Annotated in this window: 21 protein-coding genes, 1 pseudogene and 3 riboswitches; of the genes and pseudogenes, 9 read left to right on the top strand and 13 right to left on the bottom strand. The window is 43.3% G+C overall.

The window, feature by feature from the left end:
* Positions 1-6: 6 nt before the first annotated feature.
* Complete coding sequence (locus UJ203_RS09730; protein WP_322010305.1) at positions 7-1,698, bottom strand: DUF6044 family protein; 1,692 nt, start codon at positions 1,696-1,698, stop codon at positions 7-9.
* 238 nt (positions 1,699-1,936) lie between these two features.
* Between UJ203_RS09730 and UJ203_RS09725 the strand changes: the two genes are divergently transcribed.
* Positions 1,937-2,710, top strand: coding sequence for a metallophosphoesterase (locus UJ203_RS09725; RefSeq protein WP_265103694.1), 774 nt, complete (start codon positions 1,937-1,939; stop codon positions 2,708-2,710).
* Positions 2,711-2,732: 22 nt separating this feature from the next.
* On the opposite strand, the gene UJ203_RS09720 is transcribed toward UJ203_RS09725, so the two are convergent.
* The gene (locus UJ203_RS09720; protein ID WP_268508692.1) at positions 2,733-3,284 is read right to left on the bottom strand and encodes a YkoP family protein; all 552 of its coding nucleotides are present in this window, start codon (positions 3,282-3,284) and stop codon (positions 2,733-2,735) included.
* A 92-nt stretch (positions 3,285-3,376) separates the two neighbouring features.
* Between UJ203_RS09720 and UJ203_RS09715 the strand changes: the two genes are divergently transcribed.
* A complete protein-coding gene (locus UJ203_RS09715; RefSeq protein WP_322010300.1) occupies positions 3,377-4,498 on the top strand; it encodes an MGDG synthase family glycosyltransferase in 1,122 nt (373 codons plus the stop codon).
* Between the two features lie 18 nt (positions 4,499-4,516).
* Here UJ203_RS09715 and UJ203_RS09710 read toward each other — a convergent pair whose 3' ends face one another.
* The 3 genes from UJ203_RS09710 to UJ203_RS09700 form a co-directional block, all read right to left on the bottom strand.
* Entirely contained in the window at positions 4,517-4,981 is a 465-nt protein-coding gene (locus UJ203_RS09710; protein WP_081638289.1) for a MarR family winged helix-turn-helix transcriptional regulator, read from the bottom strand.
* 137 nt (positions 4,982-5,118) lie between these two features.
* Positions 5,119-5,301, bottom strand: coding sequence for a hypothetical protein (locus tag UJ203_RS09705; protein ID WP_024121137.1), 183 nt, complete (start codon positions 5,299-5,301; stop codon positions 5,119-5,121).
* Between the two features lie 87 nt (positions 5,302-5,388).
* Complete coding sequence (locus UJ203_RS09700; protein ID WP_010333974.1) at positions 5,389-5,544, bottom strand: hypothetical protein; 156 nt, start codon at positions 5,542-5,544, stop codon at positions 5,389-5,391.
* A gap of 193 nt (positions 5,545-5,737) precedes the next feature.
* Here UJ203_RS09700 and tnrA point away from each other — a divergent pair, with 193 nt between their 5' ends.
* On the top strand, positions 5,738-6,070 hold the full coding sequence (tnrA, locus tag UJ203_RS09695; RefSeq protein ID WP_003239028.1) for a MerR family transcriptional regulator TnrA: 333 nt from the start codon (positions 5,738-5,740) through the stop codon (positions 6,068-6,070).
* Positions 6,071-6,113: 43 nt separating this feature from the next.
* Here the strand turns inward: tnrA and mgtE are convergent, their stop codons facing one another.
* From mgtE to ykoG, 7 genes are all read right to left on the bottom strand, one after another.
* Positions 6,114-7,469 (bottom strand): magnesium transporter, encoded by a 1,356-nt coding sequence (mgtE, locus tag UJ203_RS09690; RefSeq protein WP_322010294.1) that lies wholly within the window; start codon positions 7,467-7,469, stop codon positions 6,114-6,116.
* A gap of 17 nt (positions 7,470-7,486) precedes the next feature.
* Entirely contained in the window at positions 7,487-7,609 is a 123-nt protein-coding gene (locus UJ203_RS09685) for a hypothetical protein (protein WP_010330178.1), read from the bottom strand.
* A 95-nt stretch (positions 7,610-7,704) separates the two neighbouring features.
* Positions 7,705-7,871: riboswitch (M-box (ykoK) riboswitch) on the bottom strand.
* A 108-nt stretch (positions 7,872-7,979) separates the two neighbouring features.
* Positions 7,980-8,117, bottom strand: a complete 138-nt coding sequence (locus UJ203_RS09680; protein ID WP_003218541.1) for a transcriptional regulator SplA domain-containing protein — start codon at positions 8,115-8,117, stop codon at positions 7,980-7,982.
* Positions 8,118-8,193: 76 nt separating this feature from the next.
* Positions 8,194-8,706, bottom strand: coding sequence for a PepSY domain-containing protein (locus UJ203_RS09675; RefSeq protein WP_322010290.1), 513 nt, complete (start codon positions 8,704-8,706; stop codon positions 8,194-8,196).
* 92 nt (positions 8,707-8,798) lie between these two features.
* Positions 8,799-9,479 (bottom strand): PepSY domain-containing protein, encoded by a 681-nt coding sequence (locus tag UJ203_RS09670; RefSeq protein ID WP_322010288.1) that lies wholly within the window; start codon positions 9,477-9,479, stop codon positions 8,799-8,801.
* Positions 9,476-10,840, bottom strand: coding sequence for a HAMP domain-containing sensor histidine kinase (locus UJ203_RS09665; RefSeq protein ID WP_322010286.1), 1,365 nt, complete (start codon positions 10,838-10,840; stop codon positions 9,476-9,478). The genes UJ203_RS09670 and UJ203_RS09665 overlap by 4 nt, the downstream gene beginning before the upstream one ends.
* A 3-nt stretch (positions 10,841-10,843) precedes the next feature.
* The gene (ykoG, locus tag UJ203_RS09660) at positions 10,844-11,530 is read right to left on the bottom strand and encodes a two-component system response regulator YkoG (protein WP_024121132.1); all 687 of its coding nucleotides are present in this window, start codon (positions 11,528-11,530) and stop codon (positions 10,844-10,846) included.
* A 101-nt stretch (positions 11,531-11,631) separates the two neighbouring features.
* Positions 11,632-11,743: riboswitch (TPP riboswitch) on the top strand.
* Between the two features lie 96 nt (positions 11,744-11,839).
* Between ykoG and UJ203_RS09655 the strand changes: the two genes are divergently transcribed.
* The 5 genes and pseudogenes from UJ203_RS09655 (at position 11,840) to UJ203_RS09635 (ending at position 16,354) form a co-directional block, all read left to right on the top strand.
* Entirely contained in the window at positions 11,840-12,445 is a 606-nt protein-coding gene (locus UJ203_RS09655) for a YkoF family thiamine/hydroxymethylpyrimidine-binding protein (RefSeq protein WP_322010282.1), read from the top strand.
* Positions 12,442-13,041, top strand: coding sequence for an ECF transporter S component (locus UJ203_RS09650; RefSeq protein WP_101860626.1), 600 nt, complete (start codon positions 12,442-12,444; stop codon positions 13,039-13,041). Before UJ203_RS09655 ends, UJ203_RS09650 begins: the two co-directional genes overlap by 4 nt.
* Positions 13,028-14,671 carry an energy-coupling factor transporter ATPase gene (locus UJ203_RS09645; RefSeq protein ID WP_322010279.1) on the top strand — a complete coding sequence of 548 codons (1,644 nt, stop codon included), beginning with the start codon at positions 13,028-13,030 and terminating at the stop codon, positions 14,669-14,671. The genes UJ203_RS09650 and UJ203_RS09645 overlap by 14 nt, the downstream gene beginning before the upstream one ends.
* Positions 14,646-15,410, top strand: coding sequence for a CbiQ family ECF transporter T component (locus UJ203_RS09640; RefSeq protein WP_322010277.1), 765 nt, complete (start codon positions 14,646-14,648; stop codon positions 15,408-15,410). The genes UJ203_RS09645 and UJ203_RS09640 overlap by 26 nt, the downstream gene beginning before the upstream one ends.
* Before the next feature lie 113 nt (positions 15,411-15,523).
* Positions 15,524-16,354 (top strand): annotated as a pseudogene (locus tag UJ203_RS09635) (IS3 family transposase).
* Between the two features lie 60 nt (positions 16,355-16,414).
* Here the strand turns inward: UJ203_RS09635 and rsbRB are convergent.
* Entirely contained in the window at positions 16,415-17,248 is an 834-nt protein-coding gene (rsbRB, locus tag UJ203_RS09630; RefSeq protein ID WP_044156176.1) for an RsbT co-antagonist RsbRB, read from the bottom strand.
* Positions 17,249-17,470: 222 nt separating this feature from the next.
* Between rsbRB and isp the strand changes: the two genes are divergently transcribed.
* Complete coding sequence (gene isp, locus UJ203_RS09625; protein WP_024121126.1) at positions 17,471-18,430, top strand: serine protease Isp; 960 nt, start codon at positions 17,471-17,473, stop codon at positions 18,428-18,430.
* A gap of 131 nt (positions 18,431-18,561) precedes the next feature.
* Positions 18,562-18,717: riboswitch (SAM riboswitch) on the top strand.
* The last annotated feature ends 12 nt before the right edge of the window (positions 18,718-18,729 follow it).

The following is an 18,729-nucleotide window of genomic DNA, read 5'->3' as shown; positions in this document are numbered from 1 at the left end:
TCCTCCTTATTTTGTTTCGTATAAATAAATGCGCCAGGCGGAATCTTTATGGTCAAATGTTTTCACGAGCGCCAGGTGGTTTTGGTCAGCGTTCATAATGGGAACCGAAGAAAAAATATATTGTCCGCCCATTTGTTTAAACACATCTGTATTTAATTCAAGATGATTGATTGTTTTTTTCGAATTCTTTTTAAAGTCATATCGTTTGCCAAGCTCATCGACGAACAGATAGCAGCGGCTCCCCCATTCATCAAAGTACCGTTTCAATTGGGCGTTTTTTTCCAGCTCTTTTTCAATGATTTTTCTAAATTCATATTTATATGAGAGCGGGTACAGGTTGTTATATGTATCTAAGGTGTAAAAACCGTTGTATTGGGCAATAGACGGATGCAGACCGATACTCGCCACCCTGTACGAATCTTGCGGGCGCCCGATATACTCCTTAATCTCTTTAAATTGGTCAGATGCGTAAAATTCACGAAACGTCGGCGCGTTGTAGTGAACGCCATACGTATACTCCTCATTAAAAGGCGCAAGGACCATCAGCTGCGCAGTAACTGCCGCATACACAAGCCATCGCCACTTTTTCCCCATCCGCCAGATGAGGTACAAAGCGAGCGCAAAACTCATGTAGATCACCAGCGGGCGCAAAAAATGAAAACGGGCAAAATTAAATTCGGCTAAAAATGCAAATTTCTGCTTTGGAACAGTCCATATTTTGTTGAACCAAAACGCATACCACAGTGACAGCGCATAATTCAGCACGCAGAGAAAAAGATAAACGTTTTCTTCCCTTGTCCGATTTCGTTTGAACAGCACAGCAAAAAATACGAGTAATAAGATTGGAAGAATCACAACGGTATGAACTGTCATGACATGGTTGTGTCCGTAGACAAAGTTTTTGACGGACAAACGCAGAGAGTGCCAAACATCATGCCTTGATGAAATAAATTCAATCCGGTGCATCGGCGCATGTGAAATCAACATCGAATAGACAAGCCGGTACTCGACAAATAGATAAATACTTGTCATAAAAGCAATGCTGCCTAAGAAAATGAAATTCCATTTTCTTTTTGTGATGACATCATACAGCCAGAAGCATGCCATCCCAGCCAAGAAAAAGAAGAAGCCTAATACAAAGCTTGAATACAACGGCAGCAAACCGAGCGTCAGCCATTCTCTCCATGAGATATCCCCTTTTCGGATATTCAAAAAAGCCCACAGCGCCAAAGGGTATCCAAGCGTGCTCAGCATTCCAGAAGGCCAAAAAGGCGTTAAGGCAAATGCGAGCGATACGCCAATTCGGATCAATGCCGCTTTCTGCTCCGGAATCACATGTTTCTTCAGCAGCACATACATTCCGAAGAAAGCGACAACTCTCGTAATGGTCTGGCTTACCGCATAGGCGGTCATAGAAGAAAACAACGCGTGAAGCCAAACAATTCCGCTCCACTCAGTGCCAAACGCGTCCCGGGGCAGTCCGTTAATGATTTGCGGAATGGCCGCATCAACTTTGCCGATGATTTCTCCGCTGTCGGCCAGCACCTTGTACCAAGCGATATTAGAATCCAAATTATCGTGTACGCGAATATGGGCGTCTTCCTTCAAAATAAAAAGCGGAGATACATACAGCAAAAGGAGAAATAAAGCCATCAAAAGATAATATGTTTCTTTTTTGTGTTGTCTTAATCGTAACATCCCTAACACATCCATCTGTTATTCTGACTTCTATCGGGCATGATCTGCCTCAGCTGTCAAAATTTATTATCCCTTTTCCCTTCTAAAACATTCATCAAATGACAATCCTTTCTGCATTTTTCAAACTGGTCTTCAACCCATTAATTCCCGCTATCCATAAGGCTGGATCACTTACTATACTGGTAGAAGGGAGGGGATACATGTGTTCATCTTACTTTCATTGGTCATACTTGCTGTTATGCCATTTATATATAAAGCAAACCGCAACACAAAAGATGTGAAGGTCAACACGATTTCAATTGATCAGCAAGACGGCCTTCCAGCAAGAAAAAAACTGAATATCCTTCATTTATCGGATCTTCATTTAGAAAACATTTCTGTTTCGCCTGATGAGCTGTATCGTTTAACAAATAATCAACCTGTAGACCTCATTGCGCTTACCGGAGATTTTCTTGACCGGAAACGAAATATTCCAAAGCTTGCCGGCTACTTGCAGGCACTGCAACAACTGAAGCCTGCGTATGGCATGTACGCGGTGTTTGGCAATCATGATTATGTATTAAAAGATAAGGACTTTCAAAGATTAAAGCGAGTGCTGGAGGAAAACGGCTGCATTACGCTGCAAAATGAACATGTTCACATCAATACTGATGCAGGGCCTGTTAATATTATCGGAATTGACGATTACAGCACGAATCGCAGTAAAATCACAAACTCTTATAAAGGTCTTCAGAATGGCTATCATCTTGTACTGACACATGATCCGAATATTATTTTAGAGATGCAGGATATTCATTTTGACTACCTGTTATCAGGCCATTTTCACGGAGGGCAAATCCACTGGCCAAAGCCGTATCATTTGGTGAAAATGGGCAAGCTTGTACGCATGAATATGATTAAAGGCCTTCATTATCACCACGATAAACCTTTTTATATCAGTGAAGGTTTAGGACAAACTGGCGTTAATATCCGTGTAGGAAGCCGCCCCGAAGTGACTTTCCATCAAATTTAAAAAGACTGTGCTGACCATGGCATCAGTCTTTTTTTTGATAGGTGTGCTGAAGCTTTTCTTTCGAGATAAACAAATAGGATGAATTCGGCAGATTTCGCAAGCTCACTGGCTTTGACGTTAAATATAAAATCGGCATATGGGTGATTTTTTTAAAGGATCTGTAAAAAGGATTGACCGGGGTTACCACGTCAAAGCCGAGCCTTTCTACCCCTTTATCAAGCATTGTAATGCCAATGATCCCTTTGATTTTTTCGCTTTTTTTATGATTGTTGATATAATCCAGCAGCATCGGCATGGATTGATATACTTTTTGATAAATGATGATCCCTTTTCTGACCGCGCTTTCAATGCTTTGCAGCTCCCTGACCAGCTTGATGTTGTGCAGATGGATTTTAACGAGCACATCGTTTTTTCTTATATGCGTTCCGTCACTCAGCACAACATGATGCCCTTTGTATTTCGTCAGTCTGACTCGAAAGACGCATTTTCGCTCATCGTCAATCAAGGTCAGCCTCGAAAAAAAGAAATAAATCGGGTCAATCACTCTCCAAATGGAAAGGAAACAGGTTTTCATCTCTTCACCTTCCTTATCATCAAAAAAACACCCTTATATTTTGTGATGATTCTCCCCAAAATATAGTTGCCATATTTTTAAGGAGGACAGACATGACAAACATTCTCATTTTTCCTTTTTTAAGCATTTCCACCGGGCATCATCATGTTGCTGATGCCCTGACGGCTGATCTGGAATCTAAAGGGCTGCATTCAGAAAAAATTGATATCTTTTCACATACGTATAAACGCTTAGAACAACTGTCCTCCTCAGCTTATTTAAAATGGATTCAATATTTCCCGAAAACGTACAGCGGAATATACAAGCTTCTCGCTTGCGGAGAGTGTAAAAATGTCAAACGCTATGCCATGTATGAATGGCTGTTTATGCAAAGCATGAGACAGATTCTCAAAGAAAAACAGCCTGATATCGCCTTCTGCACACACGCCCTGCCTTCTTACCTGCTAAACCGGCTGAAACCGGAATATCCAAACATGACCATTGTAAATGTCTACACGGATTTTTTTGTGAATCAGGTATGGGGGCGGAAGAACATTGACTACCACTTTGTCCCGATCATGGATATCAAGAAGCAGCTCATGTCCGAAGGAATCAGCCCGAAAAAAATATTTTTGACCGGCATTCCCGTTCACCGGGCTTATGAAGCAGGAACCGCAGACACCTGCCAGCATCGTCCGCCTTATACCGTCATGATCACAGGCGGCAGTATGGGAGTCGGAGGTATTTTTAAGCTGGTCCAGGAGCTGTCGCCAGGCGGAAACATCTTATACAAAATATTATGCGGCAGAAACGAAAAGCTCTACCGCTATGTCAAAAGTTTACAACATCCTTTTATCGAAGCGATCCCATACCTTCACAGCAAAGCAGAAATGAACCGTCTGTACGCAAAGGCCTCAGGCGTCATGACAAAGCCAGGAGGCGTAACCATCAGTGAATGCTTAAAGAAAAGGCTTCCGGTATTTATCTATCATGCGCTGCCGGGACAGGAGGAAATGAATGTGAACCTGTTAAAAGAACGGCAGCTTGTTACAGATATAAGAAACTGGGATATGAAGCGGGCAGAAGAGCGTATTTCCGCATTTTTTCAATCGAATGAACGGGCAGCAGCAGAGAAGCAAGTCAGGGAGTATCTTGGCCAAATGTGCGACCGGGAGATTGGGGAGGTTTTAAAAAGGATATTAGATGAATGTGAACATAAAAAAACACCCTCCTGAAAAGAGAGTGTGGAATGACTAACGAAACAGTAAATGCTGGCTGTGAATACCTGCTTTCTTCAGCAGGAGGATCAGCTGGTCCTGCTCATCAGACGAAAGGCCTGAAAACGCTCTCGCTATACGGAGCGCGTGGATTGGATAAATTTTATCCAAATACTCATTCCCTTTATCCGTGAGATGCGCGTAAACGGAGCGTTTATCTTTCGGGTCCTGCTCCCTGACTAAAAACCCGTTTCTTTCTAGCTTATCAATGACATATGTGACGTTTCCGCTTACAAGCAGAAGCCGCGACCCAATTTGCTGTAATTTTTGCGGGCCTCTCGTATACAAAAGTTCCAGTACGGCAAATTCTGTGGGATTAAAGCCGTGCTCTTTGCTGTCACGGATGCTGTGTTCAGACACACTTTTGAAAGCCCTTGCAAAAACTCTGTACAAATTCATCGCACGCTCAACTTCTTCTTCGTTAAACGATAATCTCATCATATCTACCCCGTATATAGAATTTTTATAAAAAAATAATGAAAACCCTTACATATAATAAGAGTTTAATGCCCTTATTATTTTTATTCGCTATAATTCGAGAAATTCCTTTTCAGGAAACAAAAAAATCCTTATACTCGTTATTTTGTATAAGGATTTTTTTGGTGATATGGGATGCTGCGAAAGAAATATGCGTATTCCTTCCGCAGTTCAGAAAGTGTCATTTTGTTCATTACTTCTTTATTATAAACTCCGATTTGAAAGAGTTTTTCTGAATAATGGCTTCGTTCTTTTTCTAATGCTGTTTTCAATAAATTACTCATAGCGTCCTCCTTCATTTTAAGGTATCCTCTAAATAAGATACTCTTTTTAAATGAATGTGGTGTGAATCTAATGTAAAGAATTTATGTTTACGAAGATTTTCGGTAAAGTCCGTTTTGAACTGATCTTAAAAGCTGAAAAGCATGTTCTCCGGCAAGCTGCATAAACGTTTCAAGCATTTCATCCCGTTTCATATCCAACTCGATTATTTCCTTTGCCAGTGAGACCGCTTTTTCTTCCTCCATGATTATCCTTCCTCCTCATTTAATCGTTACATAAAGGATAAAACGCGCTTATAGGTTACGCATCATTCTTGTTAATTTTTCTGCCGTATTTTTTCAAAAATCTGCTATTTCATGTTAGAAAATATAACAAGCGTCAGGTTTTTTCTCTATGTTTTTTATATACTATTATCAAAAGACATCCAGGGGTGGAAAAATGACCACAGAAGATCATTCTTATAAAGACAAAAAAGTGATTTCAATCGGGATTGTCAGTGAATTGACAGGATTGTCCGTAAGACAGATCAGGTATTATGAGGAGCGTAAGCTGATTTATCCGCAGCGTTCTTCAAGGGGAACGAGAAAATATTCTTTTGCCGACGTCGAGCGGCTGATGGATATCGCCAACAAACGCGAAGACGGCGTGCAGACAGCTGAAATTTTAAAAGATATGCGCAAAAAAGAACAAATGGTAAAAAACGATCCGCAAGTCCGAAAAAAAATGCTGGAGGGGCAGCTTAATGCTCACTTTAGGTACAAAAACCGTTAAACGATAAAAGTCCGCCTCACAATCTGAGACGGACTTTTATCGTTTATAATGAGTGAATGAATGTAGTCGCAATACCAAAGTAAATTAATAATGACAAAATATCATTTAACGTCGTAATGAGCGGGCCTGACGCAATGGCCGGGTCTACATTCAGTCTATGCAGAATAATGGGGATGATTGTTCCTGACATCGTGCCGATAATTAAGGTCAGCAGCAGTGAAGAGCCGACAACAAATCCTAAAAGCACATTCCCCTGCCAAATGATGGCGATCACCGTAATTAAGACAGAACAGACGGCACCGATATAAATACTCGTTCTGAGCTCCCGAAAAATCAGTTTTACAATCGTTGTTTTATTCATTTCTTCTTTAGATAAACCTCTGATGACAACCGCAAGAGACTGTGTTCCTGTATTCCCTGTCATCCCTGACACCATCGGCATAAAGAATGCCAGTGCCACGACCTGCTTCAGCGTATCTTCAAAATAGCTCATGATGCTGCCTGAAATCAGCCCGATGAACAAAAGCAGGATCAGCCATGGAAGGCGGCGGTATGCTGCAACATATGCTTTTGTATCGAAGGTAATGGCTTTACCTGATGCGGCGAATTTTTCGTAGTCCTCATCGGCTTCCCGAATAACGACGTCGATGATATCATCGACCGTCACGATCCCGACAAGCACATTGTTTTCTTCCACAATCGGAATCGCTAAGAAATCGTAACGTTCAATCAGCCGCGCCACTTCTTCCTGATCTTGAAGCGCGTCTGCTGCAATGACACGGGTAAACATCAAGTCTTGTACCTTTTCTTCCGGTTCTCCGAGAATCAAATCGCGATATGACAGAACGCCGACAAGCTGCTTACTGTCATTTATGACATATAAGTAGTTGATAGACTCTGCGATTTCCGCGAAACTTTTTAGTTTGACGACCGCGTCTTTTACCGTGTAATGCTGAGGAATCCACACATAACGGTTGGTCATCATGCGCCCCGCTGAATCAGCCGGGTAATTCATAAGGAGCTGAACAGCTTTTGACTCTGAGGCTTCCATGCTGGATAAAAGCTGCTCCTTCAGTTCTTCATCCATTTCTTCAAGCAATTGAGCGAGGTCATCGTTGTCCATTTTGTTCATAGCGAGTGTTGCTTTTGTTTTTCCGACTTTATTTAAGACGGCTAGCTGAAATTCCCGTTCCAGTTCGCCGATCATATCAGTAATATCATCAACAGTTAAATAAGATAAATAGCGGGCGCGGTGTTTTTCCGGCATTTCTTTAAAAATAAACGCCATATCATAGGGCTGAAGCTCATCAATAACACTTCTGAAATCCCTGATTTTTCCGTCTCGCAATAAGATAATGATGCGTAAAATGAGTTCGTCATAGGTCATGTTTTGAACCATCGGGACTCGTACCTCCTCTACGGAGACGTGCCGGCCTCGCCAGAAGGTGCGGCAGATCGTCTCCTCATCGTGTAATCAATTGTCTTGCTGTCATAGTATATGGGTACTTCTTCAGATTGACTCGAATGGGGAGAATCCATACTCCGCACCTCCTTTTTGTTCAACATTTCGTTTTCTAGACATAAAAAAAGCCTTCTGGATTGAAGGTGAAAGAAGCACGGCAAAAAAAGCGTGCGGGCGCCTTCAATCGTAGAGCTTTAGCACTGTATGGCATAGGAGCAATCATCCAGCTGCATTAAAAATCACCTTATGTCGATGATTTCTGTTGACCCATTGGCGTCTTTGGACATTTTTGGGCAGCAGCGTATCTCCATACAGGAGCCTCACCTAACGAAGTTCGTAATTGAATTGACACACTGAGATTACAGAAAAAAACAAGCTATGTCAACTTAAAAAAGTTATTTATGCGTTTACATCTCATCTGATGAAATAAAATAAGGGCCTTAGCCCTTATTCTGTTGTTTGCGTCTCATCATCTTCTGAAAGCAAATGATAGGTTTCATGAAGAAATAAGGCGTATTCCCCTTCCTTCGTCGGATGTGGAACATACTCAGCCTGATTGATGTATTGTTCTTCTTTCTTTTCCAAGCGCTTCGCCTCCTTTTCTTATTAGATTGTCCAAAAAGCGGCTCGTTATCATGAAAAAAACCCCGCGGGTGCGGGGTTAGTCGTCTAATTCCTGTTTCATAATACGTCCGTCCTTTGCAGAGATGTCAAATTCTGCTTCAGTCCCTTGTTTCGTTTGGACCTCAATTTCGTAGATATAAGCACCGTCGTCTTCATCCAGCTTGCTTTCTGTGACGGTTCCAGCTGCTTGCTTTAGAGCAATCTGTTCTGCTTCTTCTTTTGTCAAAACAACTTGCTCTTTTTTCTCTTTTAACGGGTCATTGAGCGCTTGTTTGGTCTTGATATCCACATAAACATCATAGTCTTCACCGTCTTTTTCGATTTCAACTTCATAAGCTTCTTTGCCGTTATAGATGTCTCTGTCGATGTCATCCACTGTTCCGTCAACAACTGTTTTGGCAATGGACTCCGCTTCTTGTTCAGTAAATCCGCCAGTTTCAGAAACAGACTGTGTATGTTCATTATTTTCTTTCGCAAACGCGTTGTAGCTGAATCCTCCGGCCGCTAAACACCCTGCTAATAAGCCAATCATCCATCTTTTCTTCAGCATATGTGATTCCTCCCTTGTTCGTTATGAGTTCAGTTTACACACTCAACATGAAAGGAACACGAGAGAAAGATGAGAATTTGATGAGAAAACCATTAGTCTTCATAGATAATATTAGAAACTTTTCCGGTATAGGCGTTTATTTTCACCGTAGCTTCCTTGTCATTCGGGAGATCAACATCTACTTCAAACAGGAGAGTGCCTTCGCTTTCTTCCAAATCGGCGTCATCTGCTTTTCCTCCAGCCTCACGCTCTGCAATGGCTTTTGCCTCTTTTTCCGAAATTGTTGTCTTTTGTTTGTCTTTGCTGCTGATTTTATCAGCGGTCACCACCGCTTTTGTCTTCATATCTACCTTCACTTCGTATGTTTCCCCATTATTTTTTTGAATGGTATACGACGCAACTCCGTGTTTTCGCGTATGTTTTTTGACGGTGCCCGGCACCCGCACCAGAGCGAGCTGCTCAGCTTCTTTTTCTGTCATCTCAGATGTGTTCGTCTTTTTCACTCTGTTCATTGACAATATGTCGCCCGATTTAGCATCAGCTTTTAGAAAATAAATTCCTTTTGGATTTTCCAGAGTCATATCATACGTTTTTTTATCATTGGATTGCGTCACTTTTGTGATGTCGCCTTCATAGGAGGTTTCTACTTTTTTTATGACTGCCTCCTTTGACAGCACGTCCTCATGGGTTTGCTGAATGATAAGAACCGCGCAGATGACAATGGCTAAAACGGCTGCCGCCGCAGCAGCTCCTGTTTTCATTCGTTTTGTCATAGCGCTCCCCCATTCCGTTCTTTAAATTGCATCGTGACATTTGTTCCCTGTCCCGGTTTGCTTTTTACAGACAGGTCAATACCATGCTCATCGGCAATATGTTTGGCAATGGATAGACCTAAACCCGTTCCGCCTGTTTTGCGGTTACGCGCCTCATCCGCCCGGTAAAAACGTTCAAACAGGCGCGGGATATGCTCTTCAGGTATGCCGATTCCTTCATCCCTTACGGACAAAAACGGACGTCTGTTATTGGTTCCTGCGGAAATCACAATGGCCTTGTCACTATACTTTATGGCATTATCAAGCAAAATCGTCAGCAGCTGCTTTATGCGTTCTTCATCTGCCGTTACAAGCAAATTCTCCTTGTCCGTCTCGAGAAAGATGTCGCGTTTATAAACCGGCTGGAGTGTTTGTATGACGGCGCGCGACACTTCGATCAGGTCAACCGTTATCAGATCAAGCTCCAATTCTTTATGGGTCTTGGCCAGCGTAAGCAGCTGATTGGTCAGTTTTTTCATATGGACCGCTTCTGAATGAATCGCTTCAATGGATTCCTCAAGCACTTCAGGCTTTTTTGCCCCCCAGCGTTTCATCAGGTTGCTGTAGCTTTCAATAATGGTGAGCGGGGTTTTCAGCTCGTGTGAAGCGTCTTGGACGAATTGCTGCTGTTTGTCGTAGTGATCTTTCAGCATGCTCGCCATCTCATTAAAGGTCAGCCCCATTTGATACAGTTCGTCGTGCGACTGTCCTTCCAGAGAAATTGTTTTGAATGCTTTATCTCTCTGTATGTCTTTCATCGTTGACACCAATTGTCTGATTGGATTGGTGATATGGCGGGCGAGTAAGCTGCCGGCAAAGAAGGAAGCGATACAGACAGCCGCGCTGGCCGCAATTAAGATGATTCTTAGCAGAAGAAGACTCTCTTCTGTATGCTCCAGCCTTTCCACGAGCTGAAGAGATACGACTTGTCCGTCTGTCCAAATGACCGGGACAGCTGCTGCTGCAAACAGTTTGCCTTCATGCTTTGTCACGTCTGTCGTTTCCCCGCTGTGAAAAGAAAGAGGGAAGTCTTTATATGCTTTTTCCTTTGTAATGGTCATGACGGCTTTCCGATCCGCACTCATTACCCGCACCATTCCATTTGCCGGAAGATAGGCCTGCAGCATATCCTGCAAAGCCACTCCTTGTGTTTCGGCGGTATGAAGAGCTTCGGCGATATTGTCCGTTTCATCGGCAAGACGGGCCGCATCCTTTGAGGTGAGTGCCGATGAAAAAATGAGATAGACCGCAGTATGAACCAATACTAATAAAATCAACAGCCAAATGGATGTATAAAGATGAATCTTTGTCTTCAGCTTCATCATTTACCCCTTAATGGTATAGCCGACCCCGCGCACGGTATGAATCAGCTGTTTTTCGTAAGGATAGTCCAATTTTTTTCTGATATATCTTATGTACACGTCGACGACATTTGTATCACCGATGTAATCAAACCCCCATACAGAGCTGAGAATTTGCTCTCTCGTCAGCACTTGCTGCGGATGCTTCAGCATATAGACGAGCAAATCAAATTCCCGGGGCGTTAATTCAACCTCTTTGTCTCCCCGTCTGACTTCACGTGTTTTCTCGTTCACCTGCAAATCGTCATATGTCAAAAATGTGCCGATATCCTCTGTTTTGCTTCCGGTTTGGCGGAGTGCCGCTCTGATTCTGGCAAGCAATTCTTCAATTTCAAACGGCTTGGTGACATAGTCATTCGCACCGATGTCAAGCCCCGTTACCTTATCTGGAACACTGTCGCGGGCTGTTAATAAAATAACCGGTGTCTCTTGATCTGTTTTCCTCAGCCGGCGCAGCACTTCAAGCCCGCTCAAGCCTGGCAGCATGACATCGAGCAGCAATAGGGAATACGAACCTTCCGTGGCCGCGTTAAGTCCTTCAGAGCCATTATGTTTGATGGTGACGCTGTATCCTTCATATTCCAATTCAAGCTGAAGGACCCTCGCGATTTTTTCTTCATCTTCCACAATTAATATGTGCCCTTTTTCCAATTCCGATCATCCTCTCATGTTCCTATATGAAAAAAATGATTTCATTGTTTACAAAATGATTCTTATCATCTATTATGATGTCAAAATAAAAAATTGTATACGGAAAGCACTAGGGGTGCTGTTATGGCTGAGATAAAGCGCGCAAAAACGCGCTTTGATCCCTTATGACCCGATCTGGATAATACCAGCGTGGGGAAGTGCAGGTTGACCGAAAGGTGTATTTTTTCGTGCGCTTACTCGATCTATGACTGCATATTCCCTAAGGATATGCAGTTTTTTATTTTACCAAAAAAACAGGAGGTCAGAAAAATGGACAACTTATGCGGTACAAGCAGAATCGCCGGATTTCGGTTCTCTTTATACCCGATGACAGATGATTTTATCAGTGTGATCAAGTCTGCGCTGAAAAAAACGGATACGTCAAAGGTTTGGACAAAGACCGATCATATCAGTACAGTTTTGCGCGGATCGATCGCTCATGTATTCGACGCCGCTAAAGCCATCTACCTGTATGCAGCAAATAGCGAAAAGCACATTGTCATGAACGGGACGTTTTCCATCGGCTGCCCGGGCGATACACAAGGAGATACATATCTGACAGCAGATGAAAAGCGAGTCAATGAAGAATCTGTTCACGACCTGAAAGCAGAGGCTCCATGCCAATTTGCACTTTATCCGATGAATGAGCCGAATTATATGGACATTATCATGAAAGCTGTTGAAATCGCTAAGGCTGACGGCACCTTCGTACAGGGTGTTCATTACGCAAGTGAGGTAGACGGAGATGCACACGACGTGTTCCGGACACTGGAAACCGCTTTCCACATGGCAAATCAGCAAACAGCCCATGTCACAATGACCGTGAACTTCTCGGCAAACAGTCCATCAAGAAAACAGAAAGCAGGGATAAAATGAAAAGCTGGAAAGTAAAAGAAATTGTCATCATGTCTGTTATCAGTATTGTTTTTGGCATTGTTTATTTAGTATTCACCCATTTCGGAAACGTACTTGCAGGGATGTTCGGGCCCATCGCTTATGAACCGATTTACGGCATTTGGTTTATCGTGTCGGTGATTGCCGCGTACATCATTCGTAAACCGGGCGCGGCCCTTGTTTCAGAAATCATCGCAGCTCTCGTTGAATGTTTGCTGGGAAATCCTTCAGGCCCGATGGTTATCGTTATCGGCATTGTTCAAGGTCTCGGAGCAGAAGCTGTATTTCTTGCGACACGCTGGAAAGCATATTCCCTTCCTGTGCTGCTTCTGGCGGGTATGGGATCTTCGGTGTCCAGCTTTATTTATGATTTCTTTGTTTCCGGTTATGCGGCGTACTCACCGGGCTATCTTCTCATTATGCTTGTGATCCGTCTCGTTTCAGGTGCGGTCCTGGCCGGCCTTCTCGGAAAAGCTGTCAGCGATTCTCTCGCATATACGGGTGTCTTAAACGGAATGGCACTCGGAAAGGAACTGAAAAAGAAACGGAAACGGGTATCAAATCATGCAAGCCTATAACAAGTTGCTTTCGGTTGACCGGCTTAGCTTTTCATATGAAGAAAACGAGAAACCGATTTTTCAGGATATAACGTTTGAGCTTCAAAAAGGAGAGTGCGCTTTATTGTTAGGGCCGAGCGGGTGCGGAAAAAGCTCGCTGGCCCTCTGTTTAAACGGGCTTTACCCTGAAGCTTGCGACGGGATGCTGTCTGGGCATGTATTCTTATTTCAAAAACCGATCACTGACGCTGAAACCTCTGAAACAATCGCTCAGCATGTCGGAGTCGTCTTTCAGGACCCTGAGCAGCAGTTTTGTATGCTGACAGTGGAGGATGAAATCGCCTTTGGATTGGAAAATCTGCAAGTCCCCCAAGAAGAAATGGCGAAAAAAATTGATGCAGTTCTGGAAAAATTACATATCAGTCATGTAAAGGAAAAAACAATTTCTACTCTGTCAGGGGGACTGAAGCAAAAAGTCGCGCTCGCCTGTATTTTGGCAATGGAGCCTGAGCTCATTATTCTGGATGAACCGACTTCCCTTTTAGACCCTTATTCAGCACGGGAATTCGTTCAAATGATCAAAGAGCTTCAGCAGAAAAAAGGCTTCGGCCTTCTCGTGATCGAACATCAGCTTGATGAGTGGGCGCCTTGGGTTGAAAGAACAATCGTACTGGATGGAGCAGGCAAGAAAGCCTTAGACGGTCCAACTAAGGATATGTTTCAGCATCACTCAAACATGTTAAGAACAATGGGAATCGCTGTGCCGAAAATTTGTGGCTTACAAGAAAAGGTGAGCATACCGTTTACATTGTCAAAAGAAACGCTGTTCAAGGAACCCTTCCCTGCTGGGCCTGCTGAAGAAGCGGCGGTTCTTTCTGCTAAACACGCAGTGCAGGTCCAGAACTTATCGTTTTCAAGAGGACAGCAGACCATTTTCAAAGACATCAGTTTTTCATTGCGTGCAGGCTCTTTGACGGCACTTGTCGGGCCAAACGGCACAGGAAAATCTACGCTGTTGTCTGTTCTCGCCCGTTTGCTCAAACCGAAAAGCGGCAAGATTCTTCTGCATGATAAGCCGCTGGAGTCTTACAAAGAAAAAGAGCTTCGCAAACAAATGGGATTGGTTTTCCAAAATCCAGAGCACCAGTTTGTGACTGACACAGTATATGATGAGCTGCTGTTCGGCCATGCGGCAAATGCCGAAACCGAGAAAAAAGCGCAGAATCTGCTGCAGCGTTTCAGCCTTGCACATTTGACGGACCACCATCCGTTTGCGATCAGCCAAGGGCAAAAACGGCGGCTGAGTGTCGCCACCATGCTGATGCACGATGTAAAGGTTTTGCTTTTAGACGAACCGACCTTTGGCCAAGACGCCAAAACAGCCGCTGAATGCATGGAGATGATTCAGCATATCCAGACAGAAGGCACCGCTGTCCTCATGATCACACACGATATGGAGCTTGTATCTTCATATGCCGACAGCGTGCTTGTGCTTCACGGCGCACATTTGGCCTTTGACGGAACACCGGAACAATTATTTTCCAGGGAAGCCGAGCTCGTCCAAAAAGCAAAGCTCACCCTCCCCCTTCGATATGAATGGATGACATACCAGCAGGAGGTGCGTGATGAAGCAGCCGTTACATCTCATTAACCCGGCAGTAAAAGCAGCGGCGGTTTTTTGCTGTGTCGTCATGCTGTCGTTTATTTACAATCCTTACACACCTGCGTGCTTTTATATCATGATTGTTGCGGGTGTCCTGTTTGCGGCCAGAATACCGCTGAAAAAATGGCTTTTGTTCACGATTCCGTTTTTGATTTTAGCATTCGGCTGCGTATGGACAGCCGCTGTTTTCGGCAAGATTCCGACGACCGCAGATAATTTTCTGTTTCAAGCCGGCCCTTTTTCGATCAACAGTGAAAATGTGGCTGTCGGCATCTCGCTCGGGTTTCGGATTTTGTGCTTTTCTGCCTTATCAATGATGTTTGTTTTTACAACCGATCCGATTTTATTTATGCTGAGTCTTGTGCAGCAGTGCAAGCTGTCCCCGAAGCTTGCATACGGCGTCATTGCCGGATTTCGTTTTCTCCCTCTGTTAAAAGAGGAGGTCCAGCTGATCCAGCAGGCACATAAAATCCGAGGCGGAGCGGCGGAAAATGGCTTAAAAGAAAAAATAAGCGCGTTAAAGCGCTATACCATCCCGCTATTAGCAAGCGCGATCAGAAAAGCGGAACGAACAGCTCTTGCGATGGAATCAAAAGGATTTACAGGCAGCCGAAACCGGACGTATTACCGGTCGCTTACCGTCAGCCCGCGCGACTGGCTGTTCTTTTTCCTCATTCTCTTGTTATTCGCAGGATCTTTTCTTTCGTCTTTATGTTTTACCTCATAAAAAAAGCCGCTATGTTAAGGGACTGACCCCATAAGATGAGACAAATAAAAAACACCTTCAAGTTTGAAAACGGATGATTGTTAGCCGAAATTAGACTTGGAGGTGTTTTTTCTATGGGGACAAGAGTGAGTTATCCGGTTGAAGTTAAGCAGAAGGCTGTAGAAATGAGATTGGCAGGCGTGCCTATGAAAGAGATCATGGAGAAATTAAAAATTAAGAATAAGACACAGATTCAGACATGGGTTAGATGGCATAAGGCTGGGGATACACATCGATTTGAACAGCCTGTTGGTAAGCAATACACTTACGGAAAAGGTCCGGAGTATTCTTCCGAATTAGAGAAACTGCAGGCAGAGAACCGTTATCTGAGACAACAAAATGAAGTTTTAAAGAAGTACAACGAATTGGAAAGGAAGTTGATAGCCAAACGTCAGTTGAACTTGTAGAAGTATTGCACGGCACAATGACCGTACAGAATATCTGTGTTCATTTAGGTATCTCACGAGCGTCTTATTATCGTTGGAAGAAGAACCTGATGAAAGATCATCCCAAGTGCCATTTGGAAAAACAAATCGGCACGTTGTGCCGAGAGCACAAGTATCGATATGGATATCGAAAAATTACAGCTATATTAAAAAAGGAAATGCGTGTTACATAGTGACCAAGGATCTGTGTATACATCTTATGAGTATCAGAAAGCTGTTAAAACAAAAGGCATTACCATGAGCATGTCCCGCAAAGGGACGCTCGCTGATAATGCCTCCATCGAATCGTTTCATTCCTCACTAAAGTCTGAAACGTTCTATCTTAACAGCATTAATCGAACCACGACCGCCATCGTAGAACGCACTGTCAAAGAATACATTTATTATTATAACAACATTCGTATTCAAACGAAACTAAACAGCCAATCACCGATAAGCTATCGGCAATTGGCTGTATAAAAGGTGCTTTGATCCCTGTCTCAAAAACGGGGGTCAGTCCCTAAAATAGCGGCTTTTTTATTATTGATGATAGTTCAATGCTTGGGCAAGATTGGTTTTAATATTAATGTTCGTAAAATCAATTCCAAGCTGTACAGCGGTTTGCGCAATTTCTGGTCTGATTCCAGACAATGTGGATCTGACACCGATTAAAGTAAGCGCCTCAATCAATTTAAAGATTTGATGCGCCACCATTGTATCAACAACGACGACACCTGAAAGATCGATCAACAGATGCTCAACGCGTCTTTTCGCACATGCATTAAGCGTGTTCTCAAGAATAAACTTTGCCCGTTCAGTATCAATATCACCGACAAGCGGCAGCAGAGCTGTCGTTTTGCTCAGAGTAATGACAGGCGAGCTTAATTCCAGTATCATTTCTCTCTGGGCATTTAATTGCTGTTTTGCATTCGATTCAGCGTGATCGACGAATGTATAAATGGTAAAATCAAAAACTTTCACAATCAAATCGGCCCATTTTTGTTTCTCTCCCGGTCCAAATGCCGACTCGTTTTCTTCTGCGAACTTCTCATAATACTTCGTATATAATCTTCGGTTTCTCATAAACTCACGGATGACGTATTGCACCGGGGTATCAAGATGTTTTTGATCATTCGTCAGCTCAATAACCCATTGTTGAAATTCATCGAGAAATTGTTTTTCCGGTAAAACATACATGTAATTCAGATGCCGGTAGAACTCTCTGTCCTGCTCTTTCAGCTCCTCAGTTACAGTTGCATTATGTAAGGCATAAATCGAATTCGGATCGCTTTCCTCCATTGTGTCAATCCATTCCTCGGCCATTTGTTCTACATGCTCAGAAAAAAACGCAAATATTTTTTCATTCAGTTTCATCACACTGCTCCTTTCCCAACTTCTATTATAACTTGACTGACAGCTGAATCCCAGCCATACACGCTAGAGACATCCATTATTTTGAAAATTACTAATCCATTGGATTGTATCCTATTTTTTCAAAATGCTTCAAACGACTCTGTCCGAGCGGCTGCTTATTTCATATAATGTGAGATAACACCCTTGTATCCACTTGCAAGCATAAAAAAGGAGGGCTTTTTTATGAATGGTGAAATCCGCTTGATCCCGTATGTGACGAATGAGCAGATCATGGATGTGAACGAGCTTCCTGAGGGTATTAAAGTGATTAAGGCGCCAGAAGTGTGGGCAAAAGGGGTTAAAGGCAAAGACGTAAAAATTGCTGTATTGGACACCGGCTGCGATACGAGCCATCCCGATTTGAAAAACCAAATCATCGGCGGAAAGAATTTCACAGATGATGATGGCGGCAAGGAAGATGCCATTTCCGACTACAACGGACACGGCACACATGTTGCCGGAACGATTGCGGCTAACGATTCAAACGGCGGCATCGCCGGGGTTGCGCCTGAGGCAAGCCTCTTAATTGTAAAGGTGCTTGGCGGTGAAAACGGCAGCGGAAAGTACGAATGGATTATTAACGGCATTAACTATGCTGTTGAGCAAAAGGCTGATATCATCTCAATGTCCCTTGGCGGACCCAGCGATGTGCCTGAACTGGAGGAAGCGGTCAAAAACGCCGTCAAAAACGGAGTGCTAGTCGTTTGTGCTGCGGGAAATGAAGGTGACGGCGACGAACGCACAGAGGAGCTTTCCTATCCTGCTGCGTATAATGATGTAATTGCGGTTGGATCTGTTTCAGTAGCGCGAGAATCGTCAGAATTTTCAAACGCAAACAAAGAGATTGATCTTGTTGCACCTGGTGAAAACATTTTATCCACTCTTCCCAACAAGAAATACGGGAAGCTAACCGGCACTTCAATGGCTGCCCCTCATGTCAGCGGAGCGCTTGCTTTAATTAAAAGCTTTGAAGAAGAATCTTTTCAAAGAGAGCTCTCAGAATCTGAGCTTTATGCACAGCTGATCCGCAGGACACTTCCGCTCGATATCGCAAAAACATTGGCCGGGAATGGATTCCTGTATTTAACCGCTCCTGATGAGCTGTCAGAGAAAGCAGAGCAGTCACATTTACTGACCCTATAATAATATTTTTCTCATATAATATATACCGTAATTTGTAAAAAAAAATTCAAAATCTTTGTTGACAATGAATTTGAATTGCTGTTAAGATTACCAACAAATGATTCAACTTTTCAAAAAATTAATAACATTTTCTCTTATCGAGAGTTGGGCGAGGGATTGGCCTTTTGACCCCAACAGCAACCGACCGTAATTCCATTGTGAAATGGGGCGCACTGATTTTCGCGCCGAGATTTATATCTCTTAAGGCACGGTGCTAATTCCATCAGATTGTTTCTGAGAGATGAGAGAGGCTGTATGTT

This window comes from Bacillus sp. V26 (assembly GCF_034296245.1).
GTDB classification, from domain to species: domain Bacteria; phylum Bacillota; class Bacilli; order Bacillales; family Bacillaceae; genus Bacillus; species Bacillus halotolerans.
Note: the sequence above shows the minus strand (reverse complement) of the source record. Positions and strands in the feature narration are given on the sequence as shown.